At 44.1% G+C, this 16327-nt stretch carries 14 protein-coding genes; 12 read left to right on the top strand and 2 right to left on the bottom strand.

Translation table 11 applies throughout. The features are described from left to right. Nucleotides 1-64 precede the first annotated feature (64 nt). Nucleotides 65-1333, bottom strand: a complete 1269-nt coding sequence (gene adeR, locus NSU05_RS16100) for a sporulation transcriptional activator AdeR (protein ID WP_046663926.1) — start codon at nt 1331-1333, stop codon at nt 65-67. Between the two features lie 521 nt (nt 1334-1854). Between adeR and NSU05_RS16095 the strand changes: the two genes are divergently transcribed. The 9 genes from NSU05_RS16095 to NSU05_RS16055 all read left to right on the top strand — a co-directional run bounded on the left by NSU05_RS16095 (nt 1855) and on the right by NSU05_RS16055 (nt 14029). Next, on the top strand, nt 1855-2148 hold the full coding sequence (locus NSU05_RS16095) for a WXG100 family type VII secretion target (RefSeq protein ID WP_003220661.1): 294 nt from the start codon (nt 1855-1857) through the stop codon (nt 2146-2148). Between the two features lie 69 nt (nt 2149-2217). After that, nucleotides 2218-2457 carry an ESX secretion system protein YukD gene (gene yukD, locus NSU05_RS16090; RefSeq protein WP_003228763.1) on the top strand — a complete coding sequence of 80 codons (240 nt, stop codon included), beginning with the start codon at nt 2218-2220 and terminating at the stop codon, nt 2455-2457. Nucleotides 2458-2471: 14 nt separating this feature from the next. Next, nucleotides 2472-3827, top strand: a complete 1356-nt coding sequence (gene essB / locus NSU05_RS16085) for a type VII secretion protein EssB (protein ID WP_038429548.1) — start codon at nt 2472-2474, stop codon at nt 3825-3827. Nucleotides 3828-3887: 60 nt separating this feature from the next. Then, nucleotides 3888-8375: a type VII secretion protein EssC gene (gene essC / locus NSU05_RS16080; RefSeq protein ID WP_339204130.1), complete on the top strand. Its 4488-nt coding sequence runs from the start codon at nt 3888-3890 to the stop codon at nt 8373-8375. After that, nucleotides 8372-11608 carry a type VII secretion protein EsaA gene (gene esaA / locus NSU05_RS16075; protein WP_038429545.1) on the top strand — a complete coding sequence of 1079 codons (3237 nt, stop codon included), beginning with the start codon at nt 8372-8374 and terminating at the stop codon, nt 11606-11608. Before essC ends, esaA begins: the two co-directional genes overlap by 4 nt. A gap of 31 nt (nt 11609-11639) precedes the next feature. Further along, nucleotides 11640-12095, top strand: coding sequence for a type VII secretion protein EssA (gene essA / locus NSU05_RS16070; protein ID WP_082201017.1), 456 nt, complete (start codon nt 11640-11642; stop codon nt 12093-12095). Between the two features lie 62 nt (nt 12096-12157). Further along, nucleotides 12158-12889: a (S)-benzoin forming benzil reductase gene (locus NSU05_RS16065; RefSeq protein ID WP_038429544.1), complete on the top strand. Its 732-nt coding sequence runs from the start codon at nt 12158-12160 to the stop codon at nt 12887-12889. 197 nt (nt 12890-13086) lie between these two features. Continuing rightward, entirely contained in the window at nt 13087-13617 is a 531-nt protein-coding gene (locus NSU05_RS16060; RefSeq protein WP_003244444.1) for an HD domain-containing protein, read from the top strand. A gap of 175 nt (nt 13618-13792) precedes the next feature. Then, the gene (locus NSU05_RS16055) at nt 13793-14029 is read left to right on the top strand and encodes a YuzF family protein (protein ID WP_003220677.1); all 237 of its coding nucleotides are present in this window, start codon (nt 13793-13795) and stop codon (nt 14027-14029) included. Between the two features lie 40 nt (nt 14030-14069). Here the strand turns inward: NSU05_RS16055 and NSU05_RS16050 are convergent, their stop codons facing one another. Next, nucleotides 14070-14459, bottom strand: a complete 390-nt coding sequence (locus NSU05_RS16050) for a DUF2283 domain-containing protein (protein ID WP_038429543.1) — start codon at nt 14457-14459, stop codon at nt 14070-14072. Between the two features lie 114 nt (nt 14460-14573). Here NSU05_RS16050 and NSU05_RS16045 point away from each other — a divergent pair, with 114 nt between their 5' ends. The 3 genes from NSU05_RS16045 to NSU05_RS16035 all read left to right on the top strand — a co-directional run bounded on the left by NSU05_RS16045 (nt 14574) and on the right by NSU05_RS16035 (nt 16285). Beyond that, nucleotides 14574-15683 carry an AI-2E family transporter gene (locus NSU05_RS16045; protein WP_015483636.1) on the top strand — a complete coding sequence of 370 codons (1110 nt, stop codon included), beginning with the start codon at nt 14574-14576 and terminating at the stop codon, nt 15681-15683. A gap of 59 nt (nt 15684-15742) precedes the next feature. Next, nucleotides 15743-15964, top strand: coding sequence for a spore germination protein (locus NSU05_RS16040; protein WP_014477839.1), 222 nt, complete (start codon nt 15743-15745; stop codon nt 15962-15964). A 72-nt stretch (nt 15965-16036) separates the two neighbouring features. Beyond that, nucleotides 16037-16285, top strand: a complete 249-nt coding sequence (locus NSU05_RS16035; RefSeq protein WP_021480501.1) for a YueH family protein — start codon at nt 16037-16039, stop codon at nt 16283-16285. The last annotated feature ends 42 nt before the right edge of the window (nt 16286-16327 follow it).

Here is a 16327-nt window from a genome sequence, read left to right as displayed (position 1 = left end):
GCTTGATATTTTGGAAAATTCTTTGTTTGATTAAGAAAATAAAAAAACATGGATTTGTGAAATTTCACAAATCCATGTGCCGAAGTTTGATATCTAAATAGATGGTGAATTTTTGATTCACATTTTTCAAATCAATTTCAGCGATCTGGCTGATCCGCTTAAGGCGGTAATTCAACGTATTAACGTGTATATTTAACAGCTTAGAAGCGGTATTCACGTTGCTGTCCGCTTCAATAAAGCGCTCTAGCGTCTCTACCAGATTTGACTGGTGATCCTGGTCATATTGTTCCAGTTTGGAAAGCGAGTAATTATAATGGCCCGCCTGTTTCCGTTTTTCATTTAAGACATCTAAGTATTGATAAATGCCTAACTCAGAAAAGCTGAAAAGATGTTTGGTCTCTTCAGCGAACCGTTCCTTCGTTTTTAAGACGGACAATGCTTCCTGATAGGAGCGGGAGACAAAAGAAATAGAGTTGTATATTCCGCCAAAAGCGATAGAAACGTCTTCTATTTTATACCGCTCCTTCAGCTGTTTTTGCGTACTTAAAGCAAACTGTTTTAAATCTTGAAAAGGATGATCTGTTTTGGGTGAGGTTAATATAATAAGTTCATTGGAATCTACGGTCGCCAGCAGCACGTAAACCTGCTGGGTCGTTTCCTGTAAATATTGCAGCTGCTGTTCGATTTTTTCAGTCAGCTCGCCATTTATGCGGATGATCATAACGGAGAACTCTGAAGGAGCGGCCATTCCAAGCTTATGGAACCCATCCGCCATATCATCCTCCTGATGGATGTGTCCGGTCAGCATTTTCCAGAAAAATTCTTGGCTGCGTTCTTCATTTTTCGTTTTTCTGATTTGAAGTTTGAGAAGCTTGTTTTTCACTGCTTTTGCTGCCATTTGCAATGTCAGCAGATCTTCATCGGACAATGTTTTTTGGATCTCAAGCGCCCATATGAAGCCAAGTACTTGCTTGTTTTTCCAAATCGAAATAGCGACGCGATTGCTCAGCCCGACTTCATCGATTTGCTTGACTCTGATCGGCTGGTCCGTTTTTAAGAGAGCAGGAATTGTCCCGTCTTTCCACAGCTTGTTAATCACCTTCTCCGGTACCCTTCTGCCAATAATGGTAGACGTCCGGGCAGGGTCTGTGCAGTCGCTGTGTGTACTGTAGGCAAGCAGCTTGTGGTTAACATCCTCTATGGTGATCGGGCACTGCAGAACGTCGCTGATATGATCAGCCACATCTTCAAGTCTGTCAAAACTATATTTAAACGGATCATTCGGCATGGTCATAAATCTCCCTACTTTTCGTGCTTGATTTCTCTTTGACATCTCATCCCCTTCCTTTTATTATGATTGTTGTTGTTTGTGAAAATCAACAACAAAGAACAGAAGCAAAAAAACAATTTCATGAGAGAAACGTTCTATATACATTTGGCGGTGTAATCGCCTTTTTGCAGGACAGTTGTATGCCTCATATAATACGACAGCTTATCCTATTAATCTTCTAAGAAAGTCATCGGAGGCGAGACTAATTAAGGAAAGAAAAAACTGAACCTTTCAGAAATGGTGCTGTAGCATCAAATTTTCTGAAAGGTTTTTTTTGGGAGTTGGAGAGTTATTTGGGTCTTTTGGATTATTCGGAGAATGAAGAGAAGATTAAGAAAATAAACCTATTTACTTTACAGTATATGTCATTTTTAAGTGATTCGGGGTAAACCATTGGACTCATTTTGTAAAATTAAAACATATTTGTTTGACTATGCCGAAAAACTGTTTTTATAATAATGACGTTCTAAAAATAAGTGAATTAGCCCATATTTAGGCTGATGGCACAGGAGGTAATGAGGAATATGGCAGGATTAATTCGTGTCACACCCGAAGAGCTAAGAGCGATGGCGAAGCAATACGGCGTTGAAAGCCAAGAAGTATTAAATCAGGTTGATCGTTTAAACCGAATGATCTCTGATTTGAAAAGCATGTGGGAAGGTGCTTCAAGCGAAGCGTTCGCAGATCAATACGAGCAGCTCAAACCTTCATTTATCAAAATGTCAGATTTGCTTCAAGATGTGAATCAGCAGCTTGATCAAACAGCAAATACACTTGAGTCTACTGACCAAGACATCGCAAATCAAATCCGCGGATAACAGTATGAAAGGGAAGGAGCGCCTGATTCAAAAGAAGACGGCGCTCTTTCTATGTAAGGGTGATCCTAAATGTATATTGATATTACAATAGATTTGAAACATTATAACGGCAGTGTCTTTGATCTCAGATTGTCAGATTACCACCCGGTGAAAAAAGTAATTGATATTGCTTGGCAGGCCCAAAGCGTATCTATGCCTCCGCGCGAAGGGCACTGGATCAGAGTGGTGAACAAGGATAAGGTGTTTTCCGGAGAATGCAAGCTGTCTGATTGCGGCATTACAAACGGAGACCGGCTTGAAATATTATGAAAGGATCTGGTTGAATGTCAGGTAAACAAAAATCATATTTAGAAAACCAATTAGAAGCTGTTGCCGAGAAAACAGATGCCGGCTATACATTTACCTTTCAACGGGAAAAAATAAAGCTTCTCGACGGTCTTGAAGCTAACGTGATCAAAGATATAAATCCATTTTTTCATAAAGAAATCGATGTGACGGATGATGAAGTAATCATCACAATCCAACCTCCCTCCTCCTATAAAGCATTCCGCTTCATGAAAGCTAAGGATAAAAAAAGTAAATGGCAGTTTGCCTATCAGCTTGTTCAAGCCGTACAGCAGCACAATCTGTCGAGGCTGAATTTGATTGTCGCTCCTGAAAACATTGTATTCGATAAAGGGCTTACGCCTTATTTTCTCCATTATGGAGTAAAAGAAAGCATTCCTCCTTACGAGCGTGATGAGGAAAGAGTATGGCAGGAGCTGAAAGCGGCAGCGGCTTTGGCAGTTGACGGCGCTTTTGCGTTTGAAGACTACCTGAAATTCAATGAAACGCTGACGTTCTCCGCAGAGGCAAAGGCGATATTAGATGCTGAATCCTATGATGATTTGCTCGAGCTGATTCGAACCCATATTGATGAGCTCGAAGCCAAAGCAAAAACATACATACATATCCCGAGAAAGAAGTGGAACATCCAGCGATATATCGGCCTGGGGCTCATTGTTTTGCTTGTACCGGCACTTATTTATTCGATGTACGCCTTATTTTTCGCGCAGCCAAAGCACCAGGCGATAGTGGACAGCAACCGTGCGTTCTTAAACAAGCAGTACAGTGAAGTCATCAGCACACTGTCCAAGTACGATGCGGAAAGCCTGCCTGAATCGGTGCAGTATCAGCTGGCGACGTCCTATGTTGAGGTCGAAAACCTGGGGAGTGCAAAAACCAAAAATATAGAAAATAACTTAGTCACCCTTCAATCAGACCCTCAGCATTTCTTGTATTGGATTGATTATGGTCGAGGAGAATACAAAGAAGCGATCAGTATCGGCCGTAAGCTTGAATACAATGATTATATTTACTTTGCCCTAGCTAAATATAAACAGCAGCTTTTATCTGAGGATACAAATGATGAAGACATACAAAAAGAACTTGACTCAGTAAATAGTGAGCTTGAAAAAGCCCAAAAAGAACGTCAAGAAAATAAACAGTCTAATTCTGAAACATCGTTAGTCGATACAAGCGAAGAACAGACACAAACAGACGAAGAAAAACAAGCAGAAGAGAAAGCGGCAGAAGAAAAAGCCGCAGCCGAGGAAAAAGCGAAAAAAGAAGAACAGAAGAAAAAAGAAGACGAGAAAAAAGAAACAGAAAAGAAAGATGAGAAAAAAGATGACAAATAACGTGAGACATGAAGCGCAGGTCATCGCATGCTGCCATTCGGCCGTAAGGGGGTTCGCCATTTGAGTCTATTATGGGTTTTTTACCAAAATAACGTTCAAAAATTAAATCTGTCTAACCTCCCGTCGTCTCATCCGGTGACCATAGGGCCTGATGTGAAGGATTCTGTTACGATCAGCACCATTCCATTTAATAGCGGCGTGGTTTCTCTTAAAAGAAAGGAATCCGGCGGCCAATACGAAGTTTTCCTGGGAAATGATTGTCTCGGCACAATTGAGACGGATATATCATTTACTCTCCAAACGGATCAGCAGGATATACGCTTGATATTGACGGGCAGTGAAACTGAGAAATCCGTTTATTTTACGGGAAATCGGGATGAAATTGTATGTTCCTCAGAAAAAACGAATGCAGATATTTATCTGAATCCGCAAGATTTTGCATTTGCAGAACAAAGCACGTTTTCTTTGCTTCGTGCAGGCGGCAGCTGGTCGGTCCGCCCTGAAAGCGGAACGATCTTCTTGAACGGAGAGAAAATCAACGCCAATACGCCGCTCAAGCCGGGGGATGAAATATTCTGGAACTTCACGCAAATGAGGGTGACGGAACAAGACCTTTTAGAAATTGTTCATTATGCCCAGTTTGAAACAGCGTTAACAGAAACGGTCAAACCGAGTACAGAGATGCAGAAAAAATATCCGCAGTACAGAAGAACGCCGCGGATGGTATACGATCTGCCGGATGACCGCGTTTCTTTCAGTTTTCCCTCTCAGGAGAGCGATCAAACCAACAGAGGGCTGTGGCTCGTCATCCTGCCTCCGCTTGTGATGCTGATCGTGATGGGCGTAGTTGCCATCATCCAGCCGCGCGGCATATTTATACTCGTTTCTTTGGCGATGTTTATGATGACTCTCATTACCTCGACTGTGCAATATTTCCGGGATAAAAACCAGCGGAAAAAACGCGAGGAAAAACGGGAGCGTGTATATAAGCTTTACTTAGACAATAAGCGGAAAGAGCTTCAGGCACTTGCTGAAAAGCAAAAGCAGGTTCTTGAATTTCACTTTCCTTCATTTGAACAAATGAAATACTTAACAAGTGAAATCAGTGACCGGATCTGGGAAAAATCCCTTGAAAGCAAGGATTATCTCCAGCTGCGGCTTGGGACGGGAACAGTTCCGTCAAGCTATGAAATCAATATGAGCGGCGGAGACTTGGCGAATCGTGATATCGATGACCTCATGGAGAAATCGCAGCACATGCAGCGCGTCTATAAAGATATCCGCAATGCGCCGGTGACGGTCGATTTGGCAGAAGGTCCGATGGGGCTTGTCGGTAAATCACAAATTGTGAAAAATGAGATTCACCAGCTGATCGGACAGCTGTCGTTCTTTAACAGCTATCACGATTTGCGTTTTGTATTTATTTTTCATGAAGATGAGTATGAAGACTGGGAGTGGATGAAGTGGCTTCCGCAATTTCAAATGCCCCATATTTATGCAAAAGGATTTATTTATAATGAGCAAACCCGAGATCAGCTCCTGTCTTCACTTTACGAATTGATCAGAGAGCGTGATCTCGAAGATGACAAAGAAAAACTGCAGTTCAAACCGCATTTTGTATTTGTCATCACGAATCAGCAGCTGATCTCTGAGCATGTCATTCTCGAATATTTAGAAGGACAGCATGAGCATCTGGGCATCTCGACAATTGTCGCGGCGGAAACAAAGGAAAGCTTGTCGGAAAACATTACAACTCTTGTCCGCTACATCAATGAGCATGAAGGCGACATTTTAATACAAAAGAAAAAAGCGGTAAGAATTCCGTTCCGTCTCGATCATCATCAGCGTGAGGACAACGAACGGTTTTCACGCACACTGCGGACGCTGAACCACCAGGTCGGCATTACGAATTCCATTCCGGAAACGGTATCGTTCCTGGAGCTTTTTCATGCGAAGGAAGTAAAAGAAATCGGCATTCAGCAAAGATGGCTGACAAGTGAATCGTCGAAGTCGCTGTCAGTGCCGATCGGCTATAAAGGGAAAGATGACATTGTGTATCTGAACCTTCACGAAAAAGCACACGGTCCGCACGGCTTGCTTGCGGGGACAACGGGATCAGGGAAAAGTGAATTTCTCCAGACCTACATCTTGTCACTTGCAGTGCATTTTCATCCGCATGAAGCGGCTTTCTTACTAATTGACTATAAAGGCGGAGGAATGGCGCAGCCGTTCCGCAACATTCCCCACCTCCTCGGCACGATCACAAATATTGAAGGAAGCAAAAACTTCAGTATGCGTGCGCTTGCTTCCATTAAAAGCGAGCTGAAAAAAAGGCAGCGCCTGTTTGACCAGTATCAAGTCAATCACATCAATGACTATACAAAGCTATACAAGCAAGGGAAAGCAGAAGTGGCGATGCCTCACTTGTTCTTAATTTCTGATGAGTTTGCCGAGCTGAAAAGCGAGGAGCCTGATTTTATCAGGGAGCTTGTCAGTGCCGCGCGTATCGGACGAAGCCTCGGCGTTCATTTGATTTTGGCGACACAGAAGCCAGGCGGCATCATCGACGACCAGATCTGGAGTAACTCGCGCTTTAAAGTAGCGCTCAAGGTCCAGGATGCCACCGACAGTAAAGAAATTTTGAAAAACAGCGATGCCGCAAACATTACCGTAACAGGCCGCGGCTATTTGCAGGTCGGAAACAATGAAGTGTATGAGCTGTTCCAATCTGCATGGAGCGGGGCGCCTTACTTAGAGGAAGTCTACGGTACTGAGGATGAAATCGCGATTGTTACAGATACGGGTTTGATCCCGCTTTCTGAGGTTGATACCGAAGATAACGCGAAAAAAGACGTTCAAACCGAAATCGAAGCTGTAGTTGACGAAATTGAACGCATCCAAGATGAAATGGGAATCGAGAAGCTGCCAAGCCCTTGGCTGCCGCCGCTTGCGGAACGTATTCCGCGCACTCTTTTCCCTTCAGACGAAAAAGACCATTTCCACTTTGCGTATGTCGATGAACCTGATCTGCAAAGACAGGCGCCAATTGCTTATAAGATGATGGAAGATGGAAATATCGGCATCTTCGGCTCTTCGGGCTACGGAAAATCGATTGCAGCCGCAACGTTCCTGATGAGTTTTGCGGACGTATACACACCTGAAGAGCTTCATGTCTATATCTTTGATTTCGGAAACGGAACGCTGCTGCCATTAGCGAAGCTCCCGCATACCGCGGATTACTTCCTGATGGACCAGTCAAGAAAAATTGAAAAGTTCATGATTCGCATCAAAGAAGAAATTGACCGCCGTAAACGTTTGTTCCGGGAAAAAGAAATCAGCCACATCAAAATGTACAATGCGCTGAGCGAAGAAGAGCTTCCATTCATTTTTATCACCATTGACAACTTTGACATTGTCAAGGATGAGATGCATGAGCTTGAATCGGAATTTGTCCAGCTTTCCAGAGACGGACAAAGCTTGGGTATCTACTTTATGCTGACAGCAACGCGGGTGAATGCTGTCCGCCAGTCATTGTTAAATAACTTGAAAACAAAGGTTGTCCATTATCTCATGGATCAATCAGAAGGATATTCCATTTACGGCCGTCCGAAATTCAATCTTGAGCCGATTCCGGGACGCGTCATCATTCAAAAGGAAGAGCTTTATTTCGCGCAAATGTTCCTGCCTGTTGACGCCGATGATGATATCGGCATGTTCAACGAGCTGAAATCAGACGTACAGAAACTTCAAGGGCGATTTGCTTCAATGGAGCAGCCGGCACCGATTCCGATGCTGCCTGAGAGCTTGTCTACGAGAGAATTGTCTCTCCGCTTCAAGCTGGAACGCAAGCCTTTATCTGTACCGATCGGGCTTCATGAAGAAACAGTCAGCCCAGTCTATTTTGATTTGGGCAAGCATAAGCACTGCCTGATTTTAGGCCAAACTCAGCGCGGGAAAACAAACGTCCTAAAAGTCATGCTCGAACATCTGATTGATGATGAAACCGAAATGATCGGCCTGTTTGACTCGATTGACCGCGGCTTATCTCATTATGCGAAGGAATCAGATGTTTCATATTTGGAAACGAAAGAAGATATTGAGCAGTGGATTGAAACAGCAGAAGACATTTTCAAAACAAGAGAAGCCATGTATGTAGAAGCCGTCCGCCAAGGAGACGCACAAAATCTGCGATTCTCACAAGTCGTGCTGATGATTGACGGGATAACGAGATTCCAGCAGACGATTGATACGAGAATACAAGATCGTCTCGCTAACTTCATGAAATCATACGCTCATCTTGGGTTCAGCTTTATCCCGGGCGGAAACCACAGCGAATTCTCAAAAGGCTATGACTCCTTGACGACTGAGATGAAGCAAATCCGCCACGCGATTCTGCTGATGAAAAAGTCTGAGCAAAATGTCATTCCTCTCCCGTACCAAAGACAGGAGCCTGAGATTCAGCCGGGCTTCGGATATGTTGTGGAAAACGGGAAGGAGCAAAAAGTTCAAATTCCTTTATGTTCTGCTGAAAGGGAGAGTGCTAGATGACAGAACAACGAAAAAGCTTGATCAAGTTAATATCCGCCGTCATCATCATTTTGCTGCTGCCGGTGTTGTTTTTCCGATTTATCGGAGACGACCCGACGAAAAAAGCAGTCAATTCCACCCGGCAAATCGCGGTGGTGAATGAAGACACTGGCGTATTGAGTGATGAGGTAAAGTCTGATGAAGAGGACAAATCCGCCCAGTTCGGCAAGGAAGTAGCGGCTGTTCTGGGTGAACGTCCTGATTATTCGTGGACGGTCGTAAACCGTAGCGCGGCTGAGACCGGTCTCGCGTCAAAAAAATACGATGCGATCGTCTACATTCCCTCAGACTTCTCAAAAAACATTTTGAGCTATGACAAAGACCATCCACAAAAAGCAACGCTTGAATTCAGCATTCAAGATAACCTGAATGCGGTCAACAAAGAAAAAGTTCAGCGTGAGCTTGAGGATGCCCAAAAGACAATGAACAAAAAAATGTCAGCCTTATACTGGAACTTTGTGTCGCAAAAAGTGGACAACATCAGAGGAGAATTTGACAAAATCGTCAATAAAGAATCTGAATTCCAGAATGTCATGTACAACTTTTACAAACCAAGCTCTAATGATTTAGCAGGTGAAATCAAACAGCAAAAAGACTTAATCGATGAGCTGAAGAAATCAATGAATGAAGCGCAAGGCACGACAAAAGAAAAAGCTTCTACAGCGGAGGAAGCCAAAAATACGCTGAAAGAATTCATTGATACAGTTGAAAGATACAAGGAATATCAAGAAAATCAGAAAAAGCTGCTTTTGGCAGCCCAGGATTCAACACAGCAGCAAATCCGGACAGGTCTGGATGCCATCCAGGCACAGCAAAAGGCGAATCAGTTCAGTGAACGCATGAGCGGGTTGGTAACCGGGATCGGCCAAGCGAAGACACAGCTCGGACAAACCAGCAATGTGCTGGCAAACGCCCAGGAAATTAGGGAAGGGCAAGTGTCCCAGCAGGAACTTGGCATGGCAAAAATCCAAAGTAATTTAATCGAACAATATCAGGCCGCATCAAGACAGGCTGCACTAAATCAGGTGTACCAATTGCTTGTCCCGGCACGTCAGGCATTGACAGTTGCGAAAGGGGACGACCCAGTCATAGACGATGGTTCTGACAACAATGATAAAGATAAAGACCCTAAAGAAGAAGATCCTGAAGAACTCAAAATTGATCTTGAAAAACAGCGTGAAGAACTGAAAAATATCGCTGCTGATATTCAGGATATTTCAGACAATCTGAAGGAGCCTGAAAAAGAGGACCCAACACCGGAGGACCCGGGTACTGAACCAGACGATCCGTCCACTGATAATCCAGAAAAACCTGATGACGGGGGCAGTACAAAGCCCGATGATACACAGGGCGACACAGGGAACGACAATAACAGCAGTGATACCGGTAATGACGGACAAACGGACGGCAGTACTCAGGATCAAGACCAGCAGAAGGGAACAGACGGTCAGGAGCAGAACGGCGATGCCTCTGATGGTGCGTCCGACAGCGGAAAAACTGAAACGGGCACATCTGCCGAACAGACTGCATCTTCTGATTCAGCCCTTCAATTTATCAAGCTGGCAAATGAAGGCGGAACCGGAGATTCAGGAGATACCGGTAGCGGCGAAGATACGACGGAGCCTGGGGACCAAGAGCAACCAGGAAACGATGACATTTCTGATATCGCCAAAGCAAAAGAACAGCTCAGCAAAGCGTCTGAGCGAATCAAGCAAATTGAAGAAGAACTGAAGGAAAAAGAAACTGCTCATAATGAAGAGTTGAAAAAGAAGTTAGAGGAACTAACAGAGCAAATGAATGGTCTCACTGATGAAATTGATGACCTGAAAGACAAAGTGAAAAAGCTCGAAGGTAAACTTGAAAATCTCGAAGCGAAACGGAAGCGGGAGTTTGAAGGGATTTACAGTGCGATTCGCGAGCTTGAAAATAAAGATCAGCTTCAATTTTCAGGAGAAATCAATACAGAAAGCATCTCCGCTTTAATGAGATACTATAAATATTTGTCTGTTTATGACTCTGTATTATCCGGTACGATTGACAGTGCTGCAAAAGCCGGCGCTATTGACGGCCAGCAGGGCAACGTCAAATCAGTCCTGGCTCTCACACCTGAAGAATCAGCCAGCTGGGAAGCTCTCAAAAACAACACGATGCAAACAGATGAGGATATTAACAGCTTCATCGACGGCATGACCAAATTTGCGGACGACTACAGCGGCTATATCCGTGACTCTCAAGCAGGTGTTCTCGACGAACTGACGAAAATCTCTGAAAGTGCCGCAAAAGCGTCAGAACAGCTTGTAACGGGCGCAACACAGGAATCTGCGACGTTCAGCAACGATGGGCTGTCTGGCACCATGGCACTGAGTGTCCAAGATACGGTCGGCCAGGAAGTGCTGCAAATGTCAGACATGATGGGTTCATTGTCTGATCGCCAGTCCGGCATCATTGATTACACAACCAACATGCAGCAAAGCGTCAATGATGTTCAAGCGAAAGCCGACACCTTAAACAACAACTGGGGGAAAAATGTCGCCTCCACGAAACTCGTGCGAAATGACGTATACGGCATACTCGGAAATACATTAGTAGACGGGCAAAACAATGGCTATGTATATGATTACTTAGCGAATCCGCTTAAAATCAGCGGAGAGGTTCCGGAAGAAAAAATTCAGACGGTACCTCCGGTTGTCATCCTTGTCATTGTGTTGATCAGCAGTCTGTTAATCGGCTATTTCAGCTCGTATTACCAAAACGCACCGCTTCTCGTCAAAGGAGCGTTATTCGGAATTCTGAATATCCTTGTCGGACTTATGATCAGCTTGTTCGGCTTGAATATTTATTCACTGCCGGACGATCAGACGATTAAGTGGTCGGTGTTTACGATTCTATTGCTGGTCGCAAGCTCTGCCTTCATCCGGACGGCATTCAGATTCGGATCAATCCCTGGCTGGGTTGCTTCAGCAGCAATGATCCTATTCTATGTCGCACCGCTTATTGATTTGATCATGCCGAACTTTACATTTGAAGATCCGGTTTCGAAAGTATATATCGACATCCAGTACGGTACTGGGCACTTGTTTACAATGGGAATAACAGTTCTGCTGATCATTACGGTGATTGCCGCGGCTCTGCCGCTGATTATCCGGCTGATGGCTGAACACACAGCAGAAAGCGATGAAACGTATGAAGCGTAATCGCAGCATGGAAAAGGGGATCATGATTTGTATGCTCTCTTTTTCCCTTTTCATACCCTCTGCAGCTGCTGCCCAAACTGAAGAAAATACAGATGTCGCGCCAAACCAGTATGAGAAAAAAGACATCGAAATCGATACGAATTATTTGCATGAAGATACCTACTATGAAGAAAAAACAGAACTGCCTGAGGAACAAAAGGATATCACTTTTGATAAACCGAAGGACAAGGACGCCGAGCTGATAAAAGATTTGTTTACATCAACAAATGCCGAGGATTCCAACACGATTGCGGCCCAGTCGAAACAGCTTGGAATTACATTTGCAGATAAACCAATAACAAAGACATCATCAACGGAAACAGAAGATGAACAAGAAACATCATCATTGCTGCTGCCGATGATCTATGTCGTACTGATCCTGCTCGGAATTGCAGGCATCGTGTTCCTCATCCCAAAAGTCACAGCGCAGGAAAACAAGAAAGCGTAGGCCGCGTGCTTGTGTTGTGTAAAAGCGGTGCCGTACAATAATAACGGAAAAGGAGGTTTCCAATGGAACTTTATATCATCACCGGAGCGTCAAAAGGGCTGGGTCAAGCCATTGCATTACAGGCTTTAGAAAAGGGGCATGAAGTCCATGCCTTATCCAGAACGAAAACGGATGTCTCTCATGAAAAACTAACGCAGCATCAAATAGACCTCATCAATCTCGAAGAAGCTGAACAGCAATTTGAAACATTGCTCTCATCCATCGATTCAGATCGTTATTCTGGTATTACCCTTATTAATAACGCCGGAATGGTAACGCCGATCAAACGTGCCGGCGAAGCGTCTCTTGACGAGCTTCAGCGCCATTATCAGCTGAACCTGACTGCGCCCGTGCTTTTGAGTCAGCTGTTTACAAAACGGTTTGCTTCATACAGCGGCAAAAAGACGATTGTCAACATTACTTCAGGAGCCGCCAAAAATCCATATAAGGGATGGAGCGCGTATTGCAGTTCAAAAGCCGGGCTCGACATGTTTACGAGGACATTCGGATTTGAACAGGAGGATGAAGAGCTGCCAGTGAACATGATTTCGTTCTCACCTGGAGTGATGGACACTGAGATGCAGGCCGTCATCCGTTCTTCATCGAAAAAGGATTTCCACCACATTGAACGATTCCGGAAATTAAATGAAACAGGAAGCCTTCGCAGTCCGGACTTTATTGCCGGCACGCTGCTTTCTTTACTAGAAAAAGGGACGGAAAACGGCCGCATTTATGATATTAAAGAGTTTTTGTAGAGCAGATATTTTCTGCTCTTTTTTTTATACAAAAGGCTACAGCCAGCGCATTTTATTGAACAGCCGCATATACTGACTGAAACGTTGCTTTTAGGGTATAACAATGATGATAAGAAGATCAAAATGATGTGACATAAGAATTGAGTTTCTCTGCAAATTATGTTAGGATTCTAAAAATATCTAAAGGAGGGGTTTCCATGAGAAAGGTTACATTAATGGATGTTTTCACCCATCCAATTGCACAAAAATATCTTCAGCGTTCCGGCGTGGCACATGCGATTGCCTGCGCTTATCATGCATACAGGCTGTCTGTGAAGGCTGACATTAATCCTGATTTAGCAGCAAAAGCGGCACTGCTTCATGACATTGGCCATTATGAATGGTATACAGACGGAAAGTGGGATTATGAGAAATACAAAAGAAATGACATTCATGCCATTAAAGGGGCGGAACGGGCGCATAAACTTCTGATTCGGCTTGGCGAGGAACCGAAAGCAGCAAAAGAGATTGCACTAGCCATTTTGCTTCATACAGATTCCTATTTGCCTGAAGGCGAATTAGATAAAAACACACTGCAGCAGATTGTCAAAAAAGCGGACGAACTGGATGAAGAGCCGGGCGGCCATCATCATTACCGCCAAATTGATCCTTCAACCGCACGAAAAAAAATAGAAAAGCTGGACCAATTAATCGACCAAGCCCAGGCATCCGTGATAAAGCCTGTATAAGTACGGAACAGCGCCAGCTTTCTTCGCTGTCTCCGCTTCATCGATACTTCCTTTACACCGCTTCCAAACGTATTCTCCTAAAATCTCCGCACCCCTTTGTTTTATCAGGTAAGCCTGTGTCATTATCCATAAGCGCGGCATAAGCTGAGATAAAACACACAAAGGGGATAAAAATATGGTCAACCAAGGTAGTCCGCAACTGGTCTCTTTAGTCGATCCTTATGTCTATCAGACCATTAAAAAGCTCATCGGCTCAAGGTTCGTTATACAGACAGTACGAGATACGGTCAGAGGCAGACTGATCGATGTTAAACCTGACCATATCACAATTGAAGGAGCCCGAAATTCTGTTTGTTTGATCAGAATCCAGCACATGATTTCCGTCACCCCAGATTACAGTGAGCGGGTCTAACAGTGCTTGCGCATGAAAAATAGGCGTACACCGGGACGTCCTATTTTTCAGTTAAGCGCTGTAAAAACGCACTATGATACATTGTTCCGTCAAGGTCAAAACCGGCAAATTCCTGATAGTCACCATCTGAAAAACAGAAAGTGACGCCGTACACTGTATAGCAGGAACGGACTGAAGCATGCTGGCAGACCCGAAAATGATAACCGTCTGAATCTTTTACATATAGCCGGGATTTCCCGGCAAATGGGGCACAGAGGTGTGCTGCCTCACCAAAACATTCGAATCCGGCAATTTTGCCGTCTTGGTCGATATCCAGCAGGATACAATCATTGACTTTAAGCTCCTCAGACCGTATATTCCTGTTCCTTTTCGGAGGAAGAACATAGATATAAGCCAGTTCTGAATCTGTATCGTATGTCACGGCCTTCATCACCAACACTCCTTTCATTATATTAAGAGTTCTGATATGGGTTCATTTTTGTTACAATGATGGGGTATAAGTTCTTTTATCTGACAGACAAAGAAAAACTAGGAGGAACAAAGCTTGTTGAAATCAAAAGTCCATTTTTGGACATTGCAGATTTTATTTGTTTTGCTGATTATTTATGTAGCAACAAAAGTTTCATTTGTATTTCAGCCGTTTATTGTTTTTATCTCGACATTGTTTTTCCCGATGCTAATTGCGGGAATTTTGTATTTCATATTTAATCCGGTCGTCCGCCTGCTTGAGAAAAAAATTCCGCGGACATTATCCATCCTATTGATCTATTTACTGTTTATCGGTTTGCTTGCCTTTATTTCAGCGTCAGTCGGACCTATCATCACCTCACAGGTGACAGGGCTGTTTAACAACCTTCCTGATTATATAAAACAGATTCAGGCGCTGACAAAGGATTTGTCCCATTCTCAATGGTTTACCTGGATGATGAACCAGGATTATGTATCGATATCAAAAATTGAACAGTCATTGACAAGTTTTCTCCAAAACCTGCCGCAAAATATCACGTCCAGTTTATCTGCGGTGTTTGGTGTCGTGACAAACATCACGCTTGTTATTATTACTGTTCCATTTATCCTTTTTTACATGCTGAAAGACGGACACCGCTTTCCGCATTTGGCAGTAAAAATTCTACCGGCTTCTTATCGGACAGAAGGCTTAAAGATTTTTAAAGATTTATCCGATACGCTTGCGGCATATTTCCAGGGGCAGCTGTTAATCTGTCTTTTTGTCGGAACAGCGTGTTTTATCGGCTATTTAATTGCCGGACTGCCGTATGCCCTGATTCTTGGGATTGTCATGGCGATTACCAATATCATTCCCTATGTCGGGCCTTTTCTCGGTGCCGCGCCGGCTGTCATTGTCGGTTTTATGGACTCGCCGGCCAAAGCGCTGTTTGCGATTATTGTGGTCGTCATCGTTCAGCAGCTGGACGGAAACCTGCTGTCTCCTCTTGTGATCGGAAAGCGGCTGAATACCCATCCGCTTACGATTATTTTGCTATTAATCGGAGCGGGAAGCTTCGGCGGAATTCTCGGCATGATTTTAGCGGTGCCGGTTTATGCGGTAGTGAAGGCGTTCTTCCTGAATATTGTCCGCTTGATCAAGCTGCGCCAGCGGTCACGACTCGAGGAAAACGCAAAGCCAGCTGAATAGGCGGGCACCATTAGCGGCTCTTTGCATATGATGCTGTAAATCAATGCGGAGGTGGGGAAATGCCTGCAATTGTGGGGCCGATTTATATCATGTCAGTTACGGGTAATGCCGCGGCAAGCTTTGGAGACGTATTTGCGATTTCGCCCAAAAGCGTCGCTCATTCAGGGGCGGGGTCAGGCACATTTCAGCTTGGTGATTTTGTGAAGATTAACAACCAAACGAGTAAAACTCTCTTCAAAGATGCCGATATCACTGATGAAACAGTTTCGTTTAACGGGTAACAGCCTTTTCACAAGAGGCTGTTGCTTTTTTATTGTATAATATGGGTAGTCTTTGAATAGAGAGGTCATGTTATGAAAATCAGAAAAGCAAATATCAATACGCAAACCGGAATGATCACGGACGTGTATCTGCATGAAAACAGAAAAGAACTGCGCACGCTTGTAGCGGTACCGCAGCTGGAGTGGAGCACGATCATTTCCTATGAAGAAGATAAAGCAACTCTGCCTGAACGGCTGGAAGCGTCGTTGCGCCGGCATACAGAGGAAATCCCTGCTGGTGAGCTGGCCAAAAAAATCATTCATTGGGTAACAGAAATGTAAACGGCGCTTGAAAGTTTAGCTCCTGCCTGATCAGGTGATAAT

Source organism: Bacillus sp. EU52 (assembly GCF_037964975.1).
Lineage (GTDB): Bacteria > Bacillota > Bacilli > Bacillales > Bacillaceae > Bacillus > Bacillus subtilis.
This window is presented reverse-complemented; position numbering and strand designations above follow the sequence as displayed.